At 69.3% G+C, this 21,158-nt stretch carries 22 protein-coding genes; 11 read left to right on the top strand and 11 right to left on the bottom strand.

Translation table 11 applies throughout. From position 1 onward, the window contains the following. The first annotated feature begins 72 nt into the window (after positions 1 to 72). Together K3U94_RS18450 and K3U94_RS18455 are read left to right on the top strand one after the other, a co-directional pair. Positions 73 to 1,521, top strand: coding sequence for a PE-PPE domain-containing protein (locus K3U94_RS18450; protein ID WP_220694651.1), 1,449 nt, complete (start codon positions 73 to 75; stop codon positions 1,519 to 1,521). Positions 1,522 to 1,579: 58 nt separating this feature from the next. Then, on the top strand, positions 1,580 to 1,765 hold the full coding sequence (locus K3U94_RS18455; RefSeq protein WP_220694652.1) for a helix-turn-helix domain-containing protein: 186 nt from the start codon (positions 1,580 to 1,582) through the stop codon (positions 1,763 to 1,765). A 9-nt stretch (positions 1,766 to 1,774) separates the two neighbouring features. On the opposite strand, the gene K3U94_RS18460 is transcribed toward K3U94_RS18455, so the two are convergent. Both K3U94_RS18460 and eccCb read right to left on the bottom strand, forming a co-directional pair. Then, complete coding sequence (locus K3U94_RS18460) at positions 1,775 to 2,944, bottom strand: type VII secretion-associated protein (RefSeq protein ID WP_220694653.1); 1,170 nt, start codon at positions 2,942 to 2,944, stop codon at positions 1,775 to 1,777. After that, positions 2,941 to 6,525, bottom strand: coding sequence for a type VII secretion protein EccCb (gene eccCb / locus K3U94_RS18465; RefSeq protein WP_220694654.1), 3,585 nt, complete (start codon positions 6,523 to 6,525; stop codon positions 2,941 to 2,943). The genes K3U94_RS18460 and eccCb overlap by 4 nt, the downstream gene beginning before the upstream one ends. A gap of 114 nt (positions 6,526 to 6,639) precedes the next feature. Between eccCb and K3U94_RS18470 the strand changes: the two genes are divergently transcribed. Beyond that, complete coding sequence (locus tag K3U94_RS18470) at positions 6,640 to 7,803, top strand: EsaB/YukD family protein (protein ID WP_220694655.1); 1,164 nt, start codon at positions 6,640 to 6,642, stop codon at positions 7,801 to 7,803. A 3-nt stretch (positions 7,804 to 7,806) separates the two neighbouring features. Further along, positions 7,807 to 9,111, top strand: a complete 1,305-nt coding sequence (mycP, locus tag K3U94_RS18475) for a type VII secretion-associated serine protease mycosin (protein ID WP_220694656.1) — start codon at positions 7,807 to 7,809, stop codon at positions 9,109 to 9,111. On the opposite strand, the gene eccB is transcribed toward mycP, so the two are convergent. Next, positions 9,047 to 10,144 carry a type VII secretion protein EccB gene (eccB, locus tag K3U94_RS18480; protein WP_220696866.1) on the bottom strand — a complete coding sequence of 366 codons (1,098 nt, stop codon included), beginning with the start codon at positions 10,142 to 10,144 and terminating at the stop codon, positions 9,047 to 9,049. The genes mycP and eccB overlap by 65 nt on opposite strands. Before the next feature lie 94 nt (positions 10,145 to 10,238). Between eccB and K3U94_RS18485 the strand changes: the two genes are divergently transcribed. Together K3U94_RS18485 and K3U94_RS18490 are read left to right on the top strand one after the other, a co-directional pair. Continuing rightward, complete coding sequence (locus tag K3U94_RS18485) at positions 10,239 to 10,940, top strand: cutinase family protein (RefSeq protein ID WP_220694657.1); 702 nt, start codon at positions 10,239 to 10,241, stop codon at positions 10,938 to 10,940. Positions 10,941 to 10,999: 59 nt separating this feature from the next. Next, positions 11,000 to 11,635: a cutinase family protein gene (locus K3U94_RS18490; RefSeq protein WP_047320791.1), complete on the top strand. Its 636-nt coding sequence runs from the start codon at positions 11,000 to 11,002 to the stop codon at positions 11,633 to 11,635. 75 nt (positions 11,636 to 11,710) lie between these two features. On the opposite strand, the gene truA is transcribed toward K3U94_RS18490, so the two are convergent. The 8 genes from truA to infA form a co-directional block, all read right to left on the bottom strand. Continuing rightward, positions 11,711 to 12,604, bottom strand: a complete 894-nt coding sequence (gene truA, locus K3U94_RS18495) for a tRNA pseudouridine(38-40) synthase TruA (protein WP_434084934.1) — start codon at positions 12,602 to 12,604, stop codon at positions 11,711 to 11,713. Further along, on the bottom strand, positions 12,561 to 13,121 hold the full coding sequence (gene rplQ, locus K3U94_RS18500; protein WP_047320789.1) for a 50S ribosomal protein L17: 561 nt from the start codon (positions 13,119 to 13,121) through the stop codon (positions 12,561 to 12,563). The genes truA and rplQ overlap by 44 nt, the downstream gene beginning before the upstream one ends. A 59-nt stretch (positions 13,122 to 13,180) precedes the next feature. Further along, positions 13,181 to 14,224, bottom strand: coding sequence for a DNA-directed RNA polymerase subunit alpha (locus K3U94_RS18505; RefSeq protein WP_220694658.1), 1,044 nt, complete (start codon positions 14,222 to 14,224; stop codon positions 13,181 to 13,183). 72 nt (positions 14,225 to 14,296) lie between these two features. Beyond that, a complete protein-coding gene (gene rpsD, locus K3U94_RS18510) occupies positions 14,297 to 14,902 on the bottom strand; it encodes a 30S ribosomal protein S4 (RefSeq protein ID WP_046284771.1) in 606 nt (201 codons plus the stop codon). A 15-nt stretch (positions 14,903 to 14,917) separates the two neighbouring features. Then, the gene (gene rpsK, locus K3U94_RS18515) at positions 14,918 to 15,328 is read right to left on the bottom strand and encodes a 30S ribosomal protein S11 (RefSeq protein WP_046189661.1); all 411 of its coding nucleotides are present in this window, start codon (positions 15,326 to 15,328) and stop codon (positions 14,918 to 14,920) included. A gap of 5 nt (positions 15,329 to 15,333) precedes the next feature. Continuing rightward, positions 15,334 to 15,708 carry a 30S ribosomal protein S13 gene (rpsM, locus tag K3U94_RS18520; protein ID WP_046318640.1) on the bottom strand — a complete coding sequence of 125 codons (375 nt, stop codon included), beginning with the start codon at positions 15,706 to 15,708 and terminating at the stop codon, positions 15,334 to 15,336. 176 nt (positions 15,709 to 15,884) lie between these two features. After that, the gene (gene rpmJ, locus K3U94_RS18525) at positions 15,885 to 15,998 is read right to left on the bottom strand and encodes a 50S ribosomal protein L36 (protein WP_003879483.1); all 114 of its coding nucleotides are present in this window, start codon (positions 15,996 to 15,998) and stop codon (positions 15,885 to 15,887) included. Positions 15,999 to 16,054: 56 nt separating this feature from the next. Next, positions 16,055 to 16,276 (bottom strand): translation initiation factor IF-1, encoded by a 222-nt coding sequence (gene infA / locus K3U94_RS18530; protein WP_003418601.1) that lies wholly within the window; start codon positions 16,274 to 16,276, stop codon positions 16,055 to 16,057. Positions 16,277 to 16,623: 347 nt separating this feature from the next. Between infA and K3U94_RS18535 the strand changes: the two genes are divergently transcribed. From K3U94_RS18535 to rfbC, 5 genes are read left to right on the top strand one after another with little or no spacing between them, the layout of a single operon-like run. Continuing rightward, positions 16,624 to 17,118, top strand: a complete 495-nt coding sequence (locus tag K3U94_RS18535; protein ID WP_047320813.1) for an NfeD family protein — start codon at positions 16,624 to 16,626, stop codon at positions 17,116 to 17,118. Between the two features lie 22 nt (positions 17,119 to 17,140). Beyond that, positions 17,141 to 18,631 (top strand): flotillin family protein, encoded by a 1,491-nt coding sequence (locus tag K3U94_RS18540; RefSeq protein ID WP_220694659.1) that lies wholly within the window; start codon positions 17,141 to 17,143, stop codon positions 18,629 to 18,631. Between the two features lie 23 nt (positions 18,632 to 18,654). Continuing rightward, entirely contained in the window at positions 18,655 to 19,509 is an 855-nt protein-coding gene (locus K3U94_RS18545) for an LLM class F420-dependent oxidoreductase (protein WP_220694660.1), read from the top strand. 36 nt (positions 19,510 to 19,545) lie between these two features. Beyond that, entirely contained in the window at positions 19,546 to 20,562 is a 1,017-nt protein-coding gene (gene rfbB, locus K3U94_RS18550; RefSeq protein ID WP_220694661.1) for a dTDP-glucose 4,6-dehydratase, read from the top strand. Between the two features lies 1 nt (position 20,563). Beyond that, entirely contained in the window at positions 20,564 to 21,136 is a 573-nt protein-coding gene (rfbC, locus tag K3U94_RS18555) for a dTDP-4-dehydrorhamnose 3,5-epimerase (protein ID WP_047320784.1), read from the top strand. Positions 21,137 to 21,158 lie beyond the last annotated feature (22 nt).

Here is a 21,158-nt window from a genome sequence, read left to right on the forward strand (position 1 = left end):
GGCGACATCCTGACTCGATCAGAGGAATAGTTTGACCCCAACGGTGACCGTCCGTTTGGCCGAGGAGGGGACATGGGGGCTGCGCTGCGCACTTACCTCACGACCGGTATCGCGATCGTCGGCTCCGGCCTGATCGCCGTCGGCCCGGCCGAACCGTTGCCCGCCCCGCCCCCGGCCCGCCAGGTCATGCTCGCCGGCATCGATTCGCCGTTGGGCTCTGGGACCGCACTGATCCCGGGTGCCAGCTTTGTCGCCACACCCAGTCAGGGCTGGCTGGATGCTTTCGCCGAGCTGTATCTGGCGCCCCGCGGCTTCACCGGCTCAACCCAGGCGGTGACGACGCCGGAATCGCTGTACCCCTTCACCGGCCCGTTCAGCATGACGTTCGACAACTCGACGGCCCAGGGCGTGCAGATCATGGTGGACGCGATCACAGCGCAGATCGCCGCCGGCGGCGTCAGCGCGGACAACCCGGTGGTGGTCGGCGGCTACTCGCAGAGCTCCACCCTCGACTCGCTGCTGATGTCGCAGCTGGCCGGCAACGGCATCGACCCCGAAGAGGTCCATTTCGTGCTGCTGGGCGACCCCAGCAACCCCAACGGCGGCATGCTGGAGCGGTTCGCGCTGCCGGAGGGCTCCAACCCCGTTGCCACCACCCTGGGGTTGACATTCAGCGGTGCCACGCCCTCGGACGTCTCCCCGACCGATATCTACACCTACGAGTACGACGGTTTCGCGCACTTCCCGCAGTACCCGATCAACTTCCTGGCCGACATCAACGCCTACCTGGGCATCATCTTCAACCACTCCGCCTATCTGGGCTTGACGCCCGAACAGATCGCCGACGCGATTGCGCTGCCGACCTCGACCGAAGACGGACTGACGAACTACTTCATGATCGAGTCGGCCAGCCTGCCGCTGCTGGCCCCGCTGCGGCTGCTCCCGTTCCTCGGCAATCCCCTGGCCGACTTGCTGCAGCCGGCCCTGTCGGTGCTGATCAACCTGGGCTACGGCAGCGTCACCGACAGCTGGTCGGGATACGCCGATGTGCCCACCCCGATGGGGTTTCTGCCGGACCAAAGCGTGCTCGACCAAGTCCCCGACGCGCTGCTGAATGGCTTACAACAAGGGGTCCAGGACGCGTTCAAAACCCTTATGGATCCCACCAATTACCAACTGATCTCGCCTGAGACGATGGACTACGTACTCGGTCCGATCATCAACTCCGCGATAGCCGCCTTCAACCTCGACGGATCGCAGGAAGACATCTCCAACTACCTGTCGACGTTCCTCAACGGCGCGGCGAACTGGTTCACCGAGGGCTTCCAGGAATTGTCGCTGGGCCACACCGGGCTGCCGCCGGTCGACATGGCCGGGGCGCTGCTGTTCACCCTGCCACCGCTCGCCGTGGAGCTCTTCAACACCGAGATGGCCGCCGGCAACCCACTCGACGCGATCGGCGAACCGCTGGCAGCGCTGGTCGGACTCGCCCCGCTCATGCTGATCGGCGCGCTGCTGTAACCACTCGCCCGGACCACGGCGAGCGTGCGCAAACGCACGATTCTGCGCGGCGTGTCGTGTGCAGACGCGCACCCTCGCGGTAGAGGGCGAGGCCCGCCGCCTGCTGACCGACACCCGACTGCCGATCACCGAGATCGGCCAGCGAGTCGGACTGCCCGACGCGGCCTACTTCACCAGGCAGTTCCGCCAGGCACACGGCGTCTCGCCCAGCCAGTGGCGAAAGTCCCGCACCGGTTCCCGGTGACACCCGCCCTCAGCTGACGGCGTGCGCGGAGCGCACCGCCTGCTCGCACACCGCTCGCAGCGCGTCGTCGTCTCCCGGTCCGCTCTGGCATCCGATGCCGATGCGCACCGCGTGGTCGACCAAGACGGCCCAGTCGACGTGATGACCGTTGCGAATCTCGCGGTAGGTCACGGCGGGCCGTCCCGCGCTGGAGCCTGCCGGGTCGAACCCGACGAACACTCCGGGCATCTCGGCGTTGGCGAGTTGCAATGCCTGCTGTAACGGCTCTGCGATGGCGGTCAGGGTGTCGCCGGCGGCCGGCGCTTGGGTGAGGTGCAGCACCAGCTGCGGGTCGCTCGGCGAGACCACCTCCACCCGAGCCGATCCTGGCCCGCCGGTCACCCGTCGTGTCGCCCAGTCCGCCGGAACCTGCACCGCTACATGGTTTTCCACTAGGTACGTCACGGGGTCCGCGGTCTGCGGCCGAGCGTCGTGGCGCATCAGGACGGCCAACGCGACCGCACTGCCGACCACGACCGCCGGGGTGAGCCGCAGCCGGCGCCTGGCGGGGGCCGACTCGGCGACCGGCGCATCGACCGTGCGGTGGATCGGCGGCAGCTGATCGACCACGGTCGCGCGCAGCCGCGGCCGCAGCCGCTGCTCGATCATCGTCGCGAGCGCCGCCACACCACCGACTCCAGCCGGTGCGTCGATCACGACGGCGCCGGGATGGTCCCGAGCCGTCGCCAGCACCCAGTGCGCCACCGCGTCGGCGACCTCGTCGGGAGCACCGATGCGCGGCTCGGCGACCACGTCGGCGCTACCATCGCCGGTGACGGCCACCAGGCCGGCGGCGATCTCAACAACCGTCGCTGCCTGAAATACGTTGGCCAGCAACGTTGACCGTGTCCGGGTGATGACGTCACCGGCTATGCCGCGCGCCGCGGTGGTGAGCAGGTCCACCCGTCGGGCCGGCCACCACGACGGGTGGATGAGCTCGACCGACTCAACAGGCAGCGGGCAGGTCAGCACCTCACGCAGCAGCTCTGGCACCGCCACCGGTTGCCCGTCGACCAGCCCGACCGGGTCATCGATCCACTCCAGCGCCGCCGCAGCATCGGCCGATTCGACACCGCCACAACACCGTCGGCGGATGGTTGCGGGACCGGCCTCGATCACCGCCCGATGCCCGAGGCTCATGGTTCCCACGCCACCTGCACGAGCCGTTCACCGTCGGCTCGGGTGATCAGGGTGCCGCGCCCGGGTGGCAGCGGAGCCGGACGAACCGGGTTAAACGCGGTGTCCGCGGCATTGCCGACCAAGTCGCTCATCACCAACCTCATCGCGCCCAGATCGGTCAGCGCGGTCAGCATCGGTTCGTACATCGACCGGGCCGCTCCGCCGCCGCGGCAGGCGACGATCAGGTGCAGCCCGAGATCCCCGGCGTGCGGCAGGTATTCCAGCAGTGGTGCCAGCGGATTGCCGGTGGCGGCGGCCACTAGGTCGTGGTCATCGACCACCACGTACAGCTGGGGGCCGGACCACCAGGACCCGGCGCGCAGCTGTTGCGGGCTGAGGTCGGCACCGGGCATCCGCTCGGACAGCTGGTCGATCAGGTCTGGCAGCAGCGTGGTCAGCGCGGGCCGAGACATCGCGTAGCCGGCCAAGTATCCGGGCGGAACGACATCGAGCAGGCCGCGCCGGTAGTCGACCAGCAGTAGTCGAGCCTGCCCGGCGGGGTGGGTCCGCACCAGCTCCCGGCACAGCGCTCGCAGCACCGAGGTCTTGCCGCACTCGCTGTCGCCCAGGATCAGCAGGTGCGGCTGCCGGCCGAAATCTACTGTGACGACATCGAGTCCGCGTTCGTCGAGTCCCAGCACCGGCTGATCGCCGACGGCCAGTTCGGTCCGGTCGATGATGGCCGGTAGCAGCCGGATCGGTGGGGCGACGGCGTCATCGGGGTGCCGCTTCGGTTCCCAGCCGTGCGGACGGGCCAGCAGCATGTGCATGCCATCGCGGGTCAGGCCGCGTCCGGGCCGGCCGTGCGGCACCCGCTGGGCCTGGCGCCGGTCCAGTTCCGATTCGGCTGGATCCCCCAGCCTCAGCTCGACGCGCGTGCCGATCAGGTCCCGCAACGCGGGCCGCACCTCGGCCCACCGCGACGCGGCAAGCATCACGTGCACGCCGTACGACAGGCCGCGGGCGGCCAGCGCGACAATCCTGGCTTCCACGTCGAATTCCCGGCACAGCGCAGCCCATCCGTCGATCACCAGGAAGAAGTCCGGGGCCGGGCCTGCGTCGTCCGCGATGCGGCCGGCTCGCTGGGCTTCGCGCCGCGCCACGATGGCCTCCATCTCCGCGATCACCCGCCGGACCAGGTCCGGTTGCCCAACGCCGGCGACCGCCCCGACGTGCGGCAGGGCCCGGACCGCGGAGAGCTCCCCGCCACCGAAGTCCAAGCAGTAGAGCGCGACCCGGGTCGCGTCGTGAGTGGCGCACAGCGCGGCGATCAGGGTGTGCAGTGCGGTCGACTTGCCCGATTGCGGGGCGCCCACCACGGCGACATGTCCGGCGGCGCCGTCCAACCGGAGCGACAAGGTAGTCCGGCGTTGTTCGAAGGGCCGATCGACGACTCCGACCGGAACCGTCAGATCGACGTAGTCCGCGGCGAGGAGCGATCCCAGAGTCGGCGAATCTCCCAGGGGCGCCAGCCAGATCTGTCGCGCCGCGGGACCGTGTCCGGACAATCGCTGCAACATTGCCTGGAGCACGGTGCGCCCCGCCGAGTCGGCCGCTTCCCGGACGGCACCGAGCGGCGCAGCGGTGAACGGGCGTACCGCGACGGGATCCGACCGGGTAGGCCGGTACATCCCGGAGACGTAGGCGGTTTGGAATCGCCGCACCGTACCGTCGGCGATCCGCAGGAACCCGACTCCGGGGGTGGTGGGCAGTTCGTGCGCGTCGGTGGTGCCCAGCACGATCCGGGATTCGGCGGCCGACATGGTCTTGAGGCACACCCGGTAGGACAGGTGCGATTCCAGACCGCGGAGCCTGCCCTCCTCGAGCCGCTGGCTGGCCAGCAGCAGATGCATTCCCAGCGACCGGCCCAGCCGGCCGATGGCGACGAAGAGGTCGAGGAAGTCAGGGTGCTGGTGGAGCAGTTCGGAGAATTCGTCGACGATGACCAGCAGTGCCGGCAGGGGCGGTAGCTGCGGCTGCGCGGTTCGGGCCTGCCGGTATGCGGCGACGCCCGGCACCCCAGCGTCGCGCAGCTGTTGCTGGCGCCGCTGCATCTCGCCGGCCAGCGCGTCGTACATCCGTTCCACCAGCGGGGCCTCCTCGCCGAGGTTGGTGATGACCGCGCAGACATGGTTGGTCTGCTCGAAGCCGAGAAAGGTTGCGCCGCCTTTGAAGTCGACCAGCACCAGGTTCAGGTCCTCTGGTGAATGCTGGGTCGTCATGCCCAGTACCAGGGTGCGCAGGAACTCCGACTTGCCCGAGCCGGTGGCGCCGACACACAGTCCGTGCGGCCCGCTGCCTCGCTCGGCGGCTTCGTTGATGTCCAGCCACACCGGGTCTCCACTGGCGTCGGTGCCGATCGGGACGCACAACCGCTGTGCGGACACATCGGACCATCGAGCCGGCGGGTCGAAGCGGTCGATGTCGCCGATGCCCAACAGGTGTGCCCACTGGCCGCCGCCGCCGGAGCCGACGGCCCGGTGCGCGGCCAGTCGCTGCGCGCACACCACCGCGTCGGCGAGGGCGAGAAAGTCCGGCCGACCAAGGTGGCCGTCGGAGTCACGCAACGTTGTCGCGGTCACGTGCAGGCGGCGAGCGTCGCCTCGGGCGCCTAACTCGGCCACCCTTAGACCGGCTGTGTCGTCGCTGACCACCACGGCCCTGCGACCGGCCAGGCTGTTTTCGGCGGCAGCCAGATCGGGGTAGCTCAGCCGCAGCGGTCCGACGACATCGGTGTCCGACGGATGCTGGTGGTGCGGAAGCCATTTCAACCAATCCCAGTCACCCGTATGCTGGCCGGCCACGGCCGCGATCAGCAGCGCATCGGGGGCGTGCAGCACAGCCAGCTGGCAGAGCAGCGCGCGCAGCAGTCCGCGTGCGCGCTCGGTATCGCCGACCAGCAGCAGCGGGGCCGGTCCCAGCACCGTCAGAGCGACAGGTACGTCGGGCACCGCGGCGTAGGCGTCCAGGAAACGTCGCAGCGCGGAATCGGTGACCGGATCGACCCGCCGCGACGGATCGCGCGGTGGTGCCACCAGTCGACGGGCCGGGACCGCTGGGCCGATCCCCACCCGCACCGAGCCGAACTCGGGGTCACCGGGTCCGCGCTCCCACATTCGGGGCCCGCCGGCCAACGCCCAGAGTGCGCGCGGCTCCGGATGCAACCACAGCGCAAATGCGCGCTGGGCCGCAGCACTGCCGGCCACGGACTCACGCAACCCGGCGAGATAGGCCAGGTAACTATCGCGGTCGTCATCGATGTCGTTGCCACGTCCACGGTTTCGCCCGGCCAATACGGACGCCACCGCCGACGTGAGCATCATCAGCGGGAACAGTGCGAATACCGGGCTGCGTGGGGCCGCGACTCCCGAGCGGTAGGCGACCGCGGTCACGGCCAGCATCCCCACCGCCATGACGGCCGGCAGCAACCGGGTCAGAATCATCCGCGGCTCGGATTCCGGCAGTGGTGGCGCCGCAGCGACAGCAATTTCACCCCGCGATGGCGGCGGGGGCGGGATCACGGTCGGCGCGGGGCCGGTCATCGGCACACCGTAGACAGCGCCAAATCCACCGGCAAGTCAGCTGTGGATAGCCGAAAACCTCTCGCCCGCCGGGTCAGTAGCGTGCGACCAACGAAGCCGAAAGGGGAACGCGACGTGTCGATTCCGGATTCCGGCCTGTACCGGGTCGCAGTACACGCCGACACCGCGCACGCCGATCTGACGCTACCGTCCGGGGTGCCGGTGGCGGCCCTGATCGCGGCTGTCCTGGACCTGATGCCGCACCGGACCAGCCCGGATTTGCTGCGCCCCTATCGCCTGTCCGAGCCGGGCGGAAATGCACTGGACGGAACGAAAACCCTTTCCCAACAAGGTATCCGCGATGGCTCGACGCTGGTATTGACCCACGCCGAATGCCGCGCTCCGCGGGTGCGGTTCGACGATCCGGCCGAACAGGTGGCAGCTGCGGTCCGGGCGATGGAGCGGCCCTGGAGTCCGGCGGCGCGCCGGCTCAGTGCCGCGTTGACGGCCTCCGGGCTGGCCGGGGTGGCCGGTTTCGTGGTGATACCCCGTGGTCCCGGCGTCCCCCACGCACTGTTGGCGGTCGCGACGGCAGGGGTGGTCGCCCTGCTGACCGTCCCGCCCAGTGGTTGTGGCGGACCGGTACGCACGACGTTGTGCTGCCTGGCCGGGCTGGCAGTACTGGGCGCGGTCGCGGGAATGACCGTCACGGCGACCGGAATCGCACTGCCCCGGGTGGGAGCCGTGGCGGCTGCCGCCGGAGTCGGCATGATCCGCGTCGCCGGCCGAGTGGCGGCCGCGGCCACCGGGCTGTTCGGACGGGAAGACTCCGTGCCGTCGCAGGTGGGCCAGGCGCACGATCTGCTGACGGGATTGGTGGCGGCGGCCGCGGCACTGGTGACTCTGGGTGCCGCCGCGGTGGTCGCCGGAGCACCGGTTGCCGGGGCGCCCCCCATGGTCTGCGCGGCGTTCGCGGCGACGGCCGGTATGGCGGTAGCACTGCGAGCCCGCTCGCACACCGATGGCGTGCAGATCGCGGCGCTGGTCGCCGGCGGTGCCGCCACATCGGCCATCGGCCTGCTCGGCGCGGCGAGCACCACGGCGAGGCAGTGGCCGGCGGTGCTGGCCGCAGTGCTGGCCGCGGCGGCGATCGGTCTCGGCTTCGTCGCGCCGGCCGCGTCCCCGCTGATCCGGCGTGGCGCCGAAGTCGCGGAGGCCGTGGCGCTCGGCTCGCTGGCGCCGCTGACCTGCTGGCTGTGCGGCTTGTACAGCGTGGCCCGCGGACTGAGTCTGGGCTGACCCGTGCCGCGCACCCGGATCGCTCGGCTGGTAGCGGCCGCCACGATCGCAGCGGCAACGGCCGCACCACCGGCCAACGCGGTCGCACCGCCGCCCGTCGACCGCGCCCTGTTGCCCGCCCCGGCGCCGGCCGCTCCGCCACACCCCACCGTGCAGCGTGCGGTGTGCACGGTGGGCTCGCTGGGGCCCGGTGGGACACCGGCTCAGCTCGACGGGCTGGACCTGGCCGCGGTCTGGGCTCTCAGCCGCGGGGCCGGCCAGCGGGTCGCGGTGATCGACACCGGCGTTGCGGCGCACCGGCGGCTGCCCGGCCTGGTCGGTGGCGGCGACTACGTCTCCACCGGCGACGGCACTCGCGACTGCGACGGGCACGGCACCCTGGTCGCCGGAATCGTCGCGGCCGCACCGGATCCCGCAACCGACCGGTTCAGCGGCGTGGCGCCGTTGGCCACCGTGATCGGGATTCGCGCGTCCAGCGCCAGGTTCGCCACCCCCGGCAATGCCCCCGGCATCGGCGATGTCGACACGCTGGCCAAGGCGGTGCGCACCGCGGCCGACCTGGGCGCGTCGGTGATCAACATCTCCGCGGTGGCCTGCCGGCCGGCAAGCTCCGGCCTCGACGACCGGGCGCTGGGCGCCGCCCTGGCGTATGCGGTCGAGGTCAAGAACAGCGTCGTCGTCGCGGCGGCGGGCAACACCGACGAGGGCTGCGGCACTGAGGAACCCATGATCGTCACTCCGCCCTGGTACGACGACTACGTGCTGACCGTCGGCTCGGTGGACACCCGCGGCGCTGCCTCGGCGTTCACCCTGCCCAGCCCGTGGGTCGACGTGGCCGCTCCCGGCGAGGCCGTGCTCTCGTTGAGCACCGTGGGCGATGCGATGGCCGACACCCTCGACGGGTCGGCGCTGCGCGGGACCAGTTACGCCGCGCCGGTGGTCAGTGGCCTGGCGGCGCTGATCCGCTCCCGGTTCCCGGATTGGACGCCGCGGCAGGTGATGGACCGGATCAAGGCCACCGCGCACCACCCACCGGGCGGGCGCGATGACGTTGTCGGCGCCGGTGTGGTGGACCCGTTGGCGGCGCTCACCTTTGAAATGGCCCGCGAACCGTCCCGGCCGGCCGCACCTCCGCCGAGCCCTGACCCGGTTGACCTCGAACCTACCGCCGAAGCTTCCCCCGCCGGGCTGCGCACCGCGATCACCGGCACCGCTGCCCTACTGGCGTTGCTCCTGGCGGCCGTCACCGGCCGGGCGCTGTCGGGCCGGAAACCACGTCGCGACCCAGCAGCGCTTGATCCCGACTGAGCCGGGGGCCGGCCGGCAAACCGGCCAGCATCGGCCACGGCACGCCGGCGGCCACCGCAGGCAGCCCCAGCCTGCGCGCGGCATCGTCGTCGTCAACGGTGAACCGCACCCCACTGTCGGCGATCAGATAGCCGACCCCGCCAGCGCGACCGGAGGTGTCGGCCGCGCGCACATAGGCACTGTGCCCCGCGGGCAGGTAGACCCCGTCCAGCGCGGGGCCCGGCCCGTCTGCCTGGGCCAGCACTGTCGGCGTCTCCCCGGCCGGCAGGCGCACCCCGCTCGACAGGGTGGCCCCTGCCGGGTCGTCGGCTCGCCAGTGCGCGCACAGCGTGGCCGGGGCCGAGCCCACCCTCCTGTGACGGGCCGGCGCGGCCGGCGGGGCTTCGGGGATCGCGTTGAGCAGCAACGCCGAGACACGTCTTGGCACGGCGGAGTCCAGCACCGAGTCGGCAGGGTCGACCGCAACCCGTCGTCCGTTGACGAGGAGATAACGTGCCCCGGACTCGGAGCTGACCGGCACCGCCTGCTGCGGGTCAAGGCGGGCAGATGGCAGCGGGTCGGCTCCGACGATGAGGATGGTGCCCGCGGAGTCCTGGCACAGCGACCACGTCACAGCGTCCGGCAGTGTCGCCCCGAGCACGCTCGGCGCACCCGGGATGCCCAGCGGCGGCCCGCGCCGGGCCAGGCCGACCGCCTTGCCGTCCACCGGTCGCGGGTCGGCCGCACCGGTGATCAGCCGAGCCGAAGCGAGGTTGTACACCGGATGCATCGTGTCGCCGATCCGGACATAGAGCGCCCCGGTCGCGCGGTCCAGCACGATGGGCGCGTCGCCGAGGGCCGGCTGCGGCCATACCGCTGCCAGCACCACCGCGCCGGCGGCCGCGACCACACTGAGCAGCCACCCCAGGCCCAGGGCGCCCCGGCCCGGCGCGGGGGCGCCGGTGACCTGCCCGCACCGCAGTGCCCGTTCCATCCGGCGGGCCAGGAAGCGGTGTGCGCTGAGCTGGAGCTGCGTCGTCGATCGCCCGGCCATATCGGCCACACGCTAATCGTGAGACCGGTGCGGCCGTACTCGGCCATCCACAGGCCCGTCGGTATCGAACTCAGGCTTCGGTACGATCTCGGGTATGCGTTTTGTTCAGCTGAGCAGCATCTTTTCCGCAACATTGACGGCAGGCGCACTGCTGACGCTCCCGGCCGTAGCGCCGAGCGTCGCCCCGGTGGCGTCTGCCTACGACTGCCCGGACGTCGAGGTCATCTTCGCCCGCGGCACCAGCGAGCCCCCGGGCGTCGGCCGGGTCGGCCGGGCCCTGATCGACTCGTTGCGCCAGCAGACCTCGAAGAAGGTCGACGAGTATGCGGTCAACTACCCCGCCGGCCGGCTGCAGCTGGGTGGCGGCGACGGCGCCAATGACGTGATCAAGCGGGTCAAGGCGGCGGCCGACGTGTGCCCGGACACCCAGTTGGTGCTGGGCGGTTACTCGCAGGGCGCCTCGGTCATCGACATCGTCACCGGTACACAGGTGGGCGGCATCAGCTGGGGCAACCAGCTGCCCGCCCAGTATGCCGATCAGGTGGTGGCGGTGACCACGTTCGGCAACCCCGCCGACCGCACCGGCGGTCCGATCAGCGTGCAGAGCGCCCTGTTCGGCTCCAAGGCCCTCGACCTGTGCAACCCGGGTGACCCGATCTGCCACGAAGGCCCGGGCAACGAATGGACCGATCACACCGACGGCTACATTCCGGCGCTGACCAGCCAGGCGGCGAACTTCATCGCCGGACGGCTGCGGGCCGCGGGCCCGGAGCCGACGCTGACCCTGGCGCCGTGATCGGGCCCACCCCGGTTTAGTTAGCTAGTCAAGGCTTATTTTCGCTACTATCGTTCACCATGAAGGCACTCCGAATCGTGGCGGCCGGCGCCGCTGCCGCAGCGCTGCTGGTGGTCCCCAACGCGTCGTCGATGCCGACGGCCTCCGCTGACGGTTGCCCGGACGTCGAGGTGGTGTTCGCCCGCGGCACCAGCGAGCCGCCGGGTCTGGGCCGGGTGGGCGACGGGCTGGTCGGCGCCCTGCGGGGGCAGACGTCCCGGTCGGTCGGCGCCTATGCGGTGAACTATCCGGCCAGCTATGACTTCGGCCGGGCCGCCGACGGCGCCAACGACGCCAGCGGCCACATCATGTGGATGGTGGAGAACTGCCCGAACACTCGCCTGGTCCTCGGGGGGTACTCGCAGGGCGCGGCGATCATCGACATCGTGGCCGCGGCACCGGTGCCCGGCTTCGGTTTCACCGCACCGCTGCCGCCCGAGGCCGCCGACCACGTCGCGGCGATCGCCGTGTTCGGCAACCCGTCGAACAAGATCGGGCAACCGCTGACCAATAGCCCCGTGTACGGGTTCAAGACGATCGACCTGTGCACCGATGGTGACCCGGTCTGCTCCCCCGGGCGCATGTTCTCCGCGCACTCGGGTTACACCCCGGGCATGACCAATCAGGCCGCCTCGTTCGTCGCCGGCCTGCTGTAGGGGTAGCAACCGCGAAATCCCGCTCTCGCAGGAAAAGTGCGAGTAGCCACCTGCGTCAGCCCGATCTCGCGACGATCAGCGCGGCTTACGCAGGTCCCGGGTGATGATGGTGCGCGCGCCCAGTTGATCGTCCGGCGGGTAGTCCACGCCGACCAGGGTCAGCCCGCGTGCCGGCGCGGCGGTGAAGTCGCTGGACCGGCGGGCGGCATTCAGCAGATCAGCGCACCACGCGGCATCGCGCCGGTGCTCCCCGACCGCCAGCACCGCCCCGACCAGGGAGCGCACCATCGACCAGCAGAACGCATCGGCGGTGACGTGGGCGGTGATCAGATCGCCGTCGCGGACCCAGTCCAGGCGCTGCAGGTCGCGAATGGTGGTCGCGCCCTCGCGGTGTCGGCAGAACGCCGCAAAGTCGTGCAGCCCCACCAGATTTCGGGAGGCCTGCGCCATCGCGTCGACGTCCAGCGGACGCGACCACGCGGTGACGTAGCGAGCCTCCTGGGGCACCACCCCGTAGGGCGCGGTCGACAACCGGTAGGCGTAATGGCGTCGCAGCGCCGAGAACCGGGCGTCGAAGTCAGCAACGGTCCGCTGCACCCGCAGCACCCGGACGTCGACCGGCAGGAAGCGCGCCAATCGCCGTGTGAGCGCCAGGAATTCCGGTTCGCCATCCCGCCGAGTCCGCGAATAGGCATGTGGTAGTGCCGAATCCGGAACATCGACGTGCGCCACCTGCCCGGTGGCGTGCACACCGGTGTCGGTGCGTCCGGCCGCGAACAACCGCACCGGAGTGCGGAACACGGTCGTCAGAGCCTCGTCGAGAACCCCGGCGACCGTGCGCTGTCCCGCTTGAACCGCCCAGCCGGCGAATTCCGTGCCGTCGTAGGCGATGTCGAGCCGAAGCCGGACGACTTCGGCCCTGCCGTCAGGACTCGTCGGTACCCTCGGTGGCCTCGGTGGCTTCGGCAGCCTCGGGAGCTTCAGTGGCCTCGACAGCGTCAGCCTCGGCGGCCGGCTCTTCGGCCTTCTCCTCGACCTTGGCGGGCTTCTCGGCCTTCTCGGTCTTGGGGGCAGCCTTGGCCGCCTTGGCCGCGGCGCGGCGAGCGCGGTCGGCCTCCGAGGTCACGGTCTTCTCCCGAACCAGCTCGATCACGGCCATCGGGGCGTTGTCACCCTGACGCGGCTCCACCTTGATGATGCGGGTGTAGCCACCGTTGCGGTCCGCGAAGTGCGGGGCGATCTCGGCGAACAGCGAGTGCACCACGTCCTTGTCACGGATCTTCTTGAGCACCTCACGCCGGTTGTGCAGCGTGCCCTTCTTGGCGTGCGTGATCAGCTTCTCGGCATACGGCCGCAATGCCCGCGCCTTCGGCTCGGTCGTCTTGATCCGGCCGTGAGTGAACAGCGACGTGGCCAGGTTGGCCAGCAGCGCCTTCTGGTGCGAGGACGATCCGCCGAGGCGGGGGCCCTTGGTGGGCTTGGGCATTGCGACTTCTCCTAAATGGGGCCGGCCCCCGTATCAGGTAGGGCCGGGACGGAATTCGATTAAAGCTGCTCGGTTTCGGCGTAGTCCTGCTCGTCGTACCCGGCGTCGGCCGACCAGGTGCCGGTGGCAACGTCGTAACCCGCCACCTGCGAAGGGTCGAAGCTGGCCGGGCTGTCCTTGAGCGACAGGCCGAGCTGGTGCAGCTTGACCTTGACCTCGTCGATGGACTTCTGACCGAAGTTGCGGATGTCGAGCAGGTCGGACTCGGTGCGGGCGACCAACTCCCCGACCGTGTGCACACCCTCACGCTTGAGGCAGTTGTAGGACCGCACGGTCAGGTCCAGGTCGTCGATCGGCAGCGCGAACGACGCGATGTGGTCCGCCTCGGCCGGCGACGGCCCGATCTCGATGCCTTCGGCCTCCACGTTCAGTTCCCGCGCGAGCCCGAACAGCTCAACCAGGGTCTTACCGGCCGAGGCCAGCGCGTCCCGCGGGGTGATGGAGTTCTTGGTCTCGACGTCCAGCACCAGCTTGTCGAAGTCGGTGCGCTGCTCGACACGGGTCGCCTCGACCTTGTAGGTCACCTTGAGCACCGGCGAGTAGATCGAGTCGACCGGGATGCGGCCGATCTCGGCGCCCGACACCTTGTTCTGCACGGCCGGGACGTAACCGCGGCCGCGCTCGACGATCAGCTCGACCTCGAGCTTGCCCTTGTCGTTCAGGGTGGCGATGTGCATGTCGGGGTTGTGCACCGTCACGCCGGCCGGCGGCACGATGTCACCGGCGGTGACCGCACCCGGGCCCTGCTTGCGCAGGTACATGGTGACCGGCTCGTCCTCCTCGGACGAGACCACCAGGCCCTTGAGGTTCAAGATGATGTCGGTGACATCCTCCTTGACGCCGGGGACCGTGGTGAACTCGTGCAGCACACCGTCGATGCGGATGCTGGTGACCGCCGCGCCGGGGATCGACGACAGCAGGGTGCGACGAAGCGAGTTGCCCAGGGTGTAACCGAATCCCGGCTCCAGCGGTTCGATGACGAACTGCGACCGGTTGTCGGCCACGACCTCTTCGGACAGGGTCGGACGCTGCGAGATCAGCATGGTGTTCTTTCTCCTTCTGGCACCCGCTATTTGATGCCGGTTGGGGGACTCGGGGTGGGACCCCGAGCTGTGTTACTTCGAGTAGAACTCGACGATCAGCTGCTCGGTGAGCGGCACGTCGATCTGTGCGCGCTCGGGCAGCTGGTGGACCAGGATGCGCTGACGCTCCCCGACCACCTGCAGCCAGCCCGGGATCGGGCGGTCGCCGGCGACCTCACGGGAGATCTGGAACGGCACCGTGTTGATCGACTTGTCCTTGACGTCGATGATGTCGTACTGCGACACCTGGTAGCTGGGCACGTCGACCTTCACACCGTTGACGGTGAAGTGGCCGTGGCTGACCAGCTGACGGGCCATCCGACGGGTGCGGGCCAGACCGGCGCGGTAAACCACGTTGTCCAGCCGGCTCTCCAGGATGCGCAGCAGCTCCTCGCCGGTCTTGCCGCCACGACGGACGGCTTCCTCGTAGTAGCGACGGAACTGCTTCTCCATCACGCCGTAGGTGAAGCGCGCCTTCTGCTTCTCCTGCAGCTGCAGCCGGTATTCGCTTTCCTTGATCCGCGCGCGACCGTGCTGGCCGGGCGGGTAGGGCCGCTTTTCGAATGCCTGGTCGCCGCCGACGAGGTCAACGCCCAGCCGGCGGGACTTGCGGGTGGCGGGTCCGGTGTAACGAGCCATCTTTTCCTAAACCTCCTAGACCCGGCGCCGCTTGGGCGGACGGCAGCCGTTGTGCGGCTGCGGCGTGACGTCAGAAATCGCACCGACCTCCAGGCCGGCGGCCTGCAGCGAACGGATCGCGGTCTCGCGGCCCGAACCCGGGCCCTTCACGAACACGTCGACCTTCTTCACGCCGTGCTCCTGCGCCTTGCGGGCCGCGTTCTCGGCGGCCAGCTGCGCGGCGAACGGGGTGGACTTACGCGAGCCCTTGAAGCCCACGTGGCCCGACGATGCCCATGCGATCACGTTGCCCTGCGGGTCGGTGATCGTCACGATCGTGTTGTTGAAGGTGCTCTTGATGTGAGCGGCACCATGCGGGATGTTCTTCTTTTCCCGCCGCCGGGTCTTCTGACCCTTCTTGGGGCCGGTCGCTTTCTTCGGTGGCATGACGATTACCTGGCCTTCTTCTTACCGGCGATGGTGCGCTTCGGGCCCTTACGGGTGCGCGCGTTGGTCTTGGTCCGCTGGCCGCGCACCGGCAGACCGCGACGGTGCCGCAGACCCTGGTAGCAGCCGATCTCAATCTTGCGACGGATGTCGGCCTGCACCTCGCGGCGCAGGTCGCCCTCAACCTTCAGGTTGCGCTCGATGTAGTCACGCAACTGGGTGAGCTGGTCGTCGGTCAGGTCCTTGCTGCGCTGGTCCTTGTCGATACCGGTCGCGGCCAGGATTTCGCCTGCGCGAGTACGGCCGATGCCGTAAATGTAGGTCAGCGCGATCTCCATGCGCTTATCGCGCGGCAGGTCGACGCCCACAAGTCGAGCCATGGGGGCATGCCCCTTTCATTTTCGTTACGGAGGTTGTGATCCCAGCCCGTTCCCGGCTAAAAGCTCCGGGGCCCGGCCTCCGATCCGGGCGTGTGTGAGCGGCCTATCCGCTCACTGGTACTGGGAGGTCTGCATTCAGTTGTGGCTGGTGCCCGGCTGCGCCGGGCCGGCGACTGCTAGCCCTGGCGCTGCTTGTGGCGCGGGTCCGAGCAGATCACCATGACCCGGCCATGCCGACGGATCACCCTGCACTTGTCGCAGATCGGCTTGACGCTGGGGTTCACCTTCACGGCTGCTGTGGTCCTGTTCTAATCGCTGGTTGACGTACTTCGACGGCGGTCGGGAGCTACTTGTACCGGTAGACGATGCGTCCCCGGGACAGGTCATAGGGAGACAACTCCACGACCACCCGGTCTTCGGGCAGGATCCGGATGTAGTGCTGCCGCATCTTGCCACTGATGTGGGCGAGCACCTTGTGACCGTTCTCCAGCTCAATGCGAAACATCGCATTGGGCAGGGGTTCGACCACTCGACCCTCGACCTCGATTGCACCGTCTTTTTTGGCCATTACTCTCCGGCGATCCTCCGTGTCTGACTTACTTGTCGCGTGTGCATGCGCCCGCCACAGCGCAGCATCGACTACGACTGCAAAACGTGGGCCGGTGACAGGAAATTCCAGGTAGAACCCCAAGAATCTCAGACTGGGCACGCAAGAGTCGACGACGGACGCCGCACCGTCGACCTACGATACCCGCATCCGGCCCCCACGCCAAAAACGCGGGTTCATGCGGCGCTCCCAGCTTCGCCTCTCCTCCGTCGAGCCTCGCTAAAACGCCGGGTTCACGCGCGGCAGCGGCATGCGAGGATGGCCCTGACAATTGGTGAAGTGGCGCCGTTCGATCTACAGGAGGCGTGGTGACGGTTGTGTACCTGGCGGCATTCGCCGTCGGTGCGATCGCACTGCTCACGGCCTTGCTGCTGACCGATATCGGGCACGATGGGATGCCGTTCCTGAGCCTCACCGGAATGTCCGCCGCCCTGGTCGGAACGGGTGCCGGCGGGTTGGTGGGGACTTGGGCCGGGTTCGGCGCCCTGCCCGCGGGTGCGCTGGGGCTCGGCACTGGAGTCACGCTGGCCTTCATCCTGCACGGCGTTGTGCTGCCCTACCTGCGGCGACAGGAATCCAACTCCCAGCACGGGCGGTCGGCCTACATCGGCCTGTTGGGCACGGTGACGATCGACGTGCCGCCCGGCGGGTGGGGCGAAGTCGCGTTCGTCGACCCCGACGGTAACCGGGTCCGGTCCCGGGCGATCAGCCCGGAACCGCAGACTCTTGCCAAAGCCACCCGCGTCTACATCGCCGATGTCGACGCCGATTACCTGCACGTCGTCGCAGTACCCGCTCAGTAACTCAGCCGGAGAGGCAGTAATCGTGTCGCTTGTCTTGATCGTGACCATCAGCACCATCGCAGCACTGCTGTTGCTGGTCGTGGTGCCGATGATCTACGTCCAGAACTACATCAAGGTCCCGCCGAACGAGGTCGCGGTGTTCACCGGGCGCGGCCAGCCGAAGGTGGTGCGTGGCGGGGCCAGGTTCCGGATGCCGGGTATCGAACGGGTCGACATCATGTCGCTGGAGCCGTTCAACGTCAGCATCAACCTGCAGAACGCGCTGTCCAACAACGGGGTGCCGGTCAACGTGGAGGCAGTCGGTCTGGTCCGGATCGGCTCGGCCGACGAAGCCGTGCAGACCGCGGTGCAGCGCTTTCTGACGTCGAATCTCGACGAGCTACAGCGCCAGATCAATGACATCCTGGCCGGGAGCCTGCGCGGCATCACCGCGACGATGACCGTTGAGGATCTCAACTCCAACCGCGACACGCTGGCCCGCAGCGTGGTCGAGGAAGCCGGCACCGACCTGGCCCGCATCGGCATGGAAGTCGACGTCCTCAAGATCGCCGGCATCTCCGACCGCAACGGCTATCTCGAATCGCTGGGTCAGCGCCGCATCGCCGAGGTGAAACGCGACGCCACGGTCGGCACCGCCGAAGCCGAGCGGGACGCCCAGATCCAGTCGGCCAAGGCCCGTCAGGCGGGGGCGGTCGCCCAGGCCGAAGCCGACACCGCGATCGCCACCGCCAATCAGAAGCGCGACGTCGAGCTGGCCCGGCTGCGTGCCCAGACCGAGGCCGAGAACGCGCAGGCCGACCAGGCCGGTCCGCTGGCGCACGCTCGCGCCGAGAAGGACGTCGGGATCGCCGTCGAGCAGGCCGAGGCCGCCCGGGTGCAGGCCCGCATTGAGGTGGAGCAGCGTCGCGCCGAGCAGGCCCAGGCCGCGCTGCAGGCCGACGTGATCGCCCCCGCCGAGGCGCAGCGGCAGGCCGATGTGGCCCGTGCCGAGGGGCAGCGCCAGGCCGCGATCCTGGCGGCTCAGGCCCAGGCGGAGGCGGCCCGACAGGCCGGTGAAGCCCAAGCCGACGCGCGCAAGGCGGCCGCTGACGCGCTGCGGGTGGAACGCCAGGCCGAAGCCGACGGCGCCAAGGCGAGTCTGGTCGCCGAGGCCGAGGGCACCAAGGCCAAGCTGCTTGCCGAAGCCGAGGGCAAAAAGGAGATCGCCAACGCCCTCAACAGCTACACCGCGGAGGCGGCCCGCATGCTGATGCTCCCCGACGTGTTGGCCTCGGTGGTTGCGGCCACCCAGGCCGCAGCCGCGCCGCTGTCGGACATCGAGCGGCTGTCGATCGTCGGCGGTGCCGGCGATGCTCAGGATGCGATCGGCGGTCTGCTGGGTATCAGTCCGTTGGGCATTGCCAAGGTGCTGGAGACGCTGAAGGCATCCGGGGTGGACGTGGCGGCCATGCTGCGCCCCAAGGCCACCGAACCCCCACCGGTCGACAACTCGTATCCGCAGCGCAGCGAGTAACTACCAGGAGCACAGGAGTCACGATGTCGGACACGTTCGCACTCAAACCCGACCTGGGCCGCTACGCGGTGTGGACCTTCGGATCCCCCACCCCTGAGCAGGCCGCCGAGATCGAGCGGCTGGGCTACGGCGCGATCTGGGTGGGCGGCTCGCCGGCCGCCGACCTGGCGTTCGTCGAGCCGCTGCTGGCGGCGACCTCGACCCTGCAGGTGGCCACCGGGATCGTCAACATCTGGTCCGCACTGGCCGGGCAGGTCGCCGAGTCCTACCACCGTATCGAAGCCGCCTACCCGGATCGGTTCCTGCTCGGCATCGGCGTCGGCCACTCCGAGGCCACCGCCGAGTACCGCAGCCCCTACCGCGCCCTGACCGACTACCTGGACGCGCTCGACGAGGCCTCGGTGCCGACCAGCCGCCGGGTGCTGGCCGCACTGGGTCCCAAGGTGCTGCAGTTGGCGGCGGAGCGCAGCGCCGGTGCGCACCCCTACCTGACCACTCCCGAGCACACCGCGAGCGCGCGCGAGCTGGTCGGACCGTCGGTGTTCCTGGCGCCCGAACACAAGGTGGTTCTCTCCACGGATGCCACCGCGGCCCGCGAGATCGGACGTGAGGCGGTCGGCTTCTACCTGCGGCTGTCCAACTACGTCAACAACTGGCGCCGACTGGGCTTTTCCGACCGCGACGTGCGCGCGCCGGGCAGTGACCGGCTGATCGACGCGGTCGTGGCGCACGGCACCGCCGACGAGATCGCCGCCCGCCTGGGCGAACACCTGGAGGCCGGCGCGGATCAGGTGACGATCCAGGTGCTGGGCGGCTGGAAGAAACTGCTGCCGACGCTGACGGAGCTGGCCGGTCCGCTGGGGTTGACGCCGCGTTAGCCGATGGCAGCGAACCGGCACCGATAGGGTTGCCCCATGCATCTGCTGGTCACTGGTGGCGCCGGGTTCATCGGCGCCAACTTCGTGCACAGCACGCTGGCGCAGCGCCCCGGCACCACGATCACCGTGCTGGACGCGCTGACCTACGCCGGCAGCCGCGAATCGCTGGACGGCTTGGATTCCCAGGCTGGCCGGTTCCGGTTGGTGCAGGGCGACATCACCGATGCTGCGCTGGTCGGCCGGCTGATCGCCGAGCTGGATCCCGAGACCGACGCGGTGGTGCACTTCGCCGCCGAAACCCACGTGGACAACGCGCTGGCCGACCCGGAGCCGTTCCTGCGATCCAACGTGATCGGCACCTTCACCGTGCTGGAGGCGGTGCGCGCCCATGGGGTACGACTGCACCACGTCTCCACTGACGAGGTGTACGGCGACTTGGCCCTCGACGACCCGCGCCGGTTCACCGAGACGACGCCGTACCACCCCTCCAGCCCGTACTCATCGACCAAGGCCGCCGCCGATCTACTGGTGCACTCCTGGGTGCGCTCTTACGGGGTGCGCGCGACGATCTCGAACTGCTCCAACAACTACGGGCCGTATCAGCACGTGGAGAAGTTCATCCCACGCCAGATCACCAACCTGCTCACCGGTCGCCGGGCCAAGCTGTATGGCAGCGGCGCCAACGTCCGCGACTGGATCCACGTCGACGACCACAACAGCGCCGTCTGGCAGATCATGACCGGCGGCCATATCGGGCGCACCTACCTGATCGGTGCCGACGGGGAGCGCGACAACCGCAGTGTGCTGCAGACCATTCTGCGGCTGATGGACCACGACCCCGATGACTTCGACCACGTCGCCGACCGCCCCGGTCATGATTTGCGGTATGCGATCGACCCGTCTGCGCTGCGTGACGAACTGGGCTGGAAGCCGGAGCACACCGACTTCGAGGCCGGCCTTCGCGAGACCATTGACTGGTACCGCGCCAACGAATCCTGGTGGGCCCCACTGAAAGAGGCCGCCGAGGTGCGTTACGCGACGCTGGGACGCTGACATGGACGCGCGCGAACTGACCATCCCGGGGGCGTGGGAGCTCACCCCGACTCAGCACACCGATTCCCGCGGGGTCTTCTTCGAGTGGTTCACCGACCGAGAGTTCACCGCGTTCGCCGGGCACCGTTTCGACCTGCGTCAGGCCAACTGCTCGGTGTCGGGCGCCGGCGTGCTGCGCGGCCTGCACTTCGCCCAGCTGCCGCCTGGGCAGGCAAAATACGTGACCTGCGTGTCGGGTTCGGTCTTCGACGTGGTCGTCGACATCCGGGTCGGTTCCCCGACCTACGGGCGCTGGGACGCGGTGCTGCTGGACGGCCGGGATCGCCGGTCGATATATCTCGCCGCCGGGCTGGCGCATGGATTCCTTGCACTGCAAGACAATTCGACGGTGATGTATCTGTGTTCAGCGGAGTACGACCCCCAACGCGAGCACACCATCTGTGCCACCGACCCGGCGATCAATATCGACTGGCCCGACGAGCACCCGCTGGTGCTCTCCGAGCGGGATGCGGCTGCGCCGTCGCTGGCCGAAGTCCGCGAAGCCGGGTTACTGCCCAGCTGGGATCAACGGTAAGCACGGCTGTCCGCCCGGCAGA

The sequence above is a fragment of the Mycolicibacter heraklionensis genome (assembly GCF_019645815.1).
Lineage (GTDB): Bacteria > Actinomycetota > Actinomycetes > Mycobacteriales > Mycobacteriaceae > Mycobacterium > Mycobacterium heraklionense.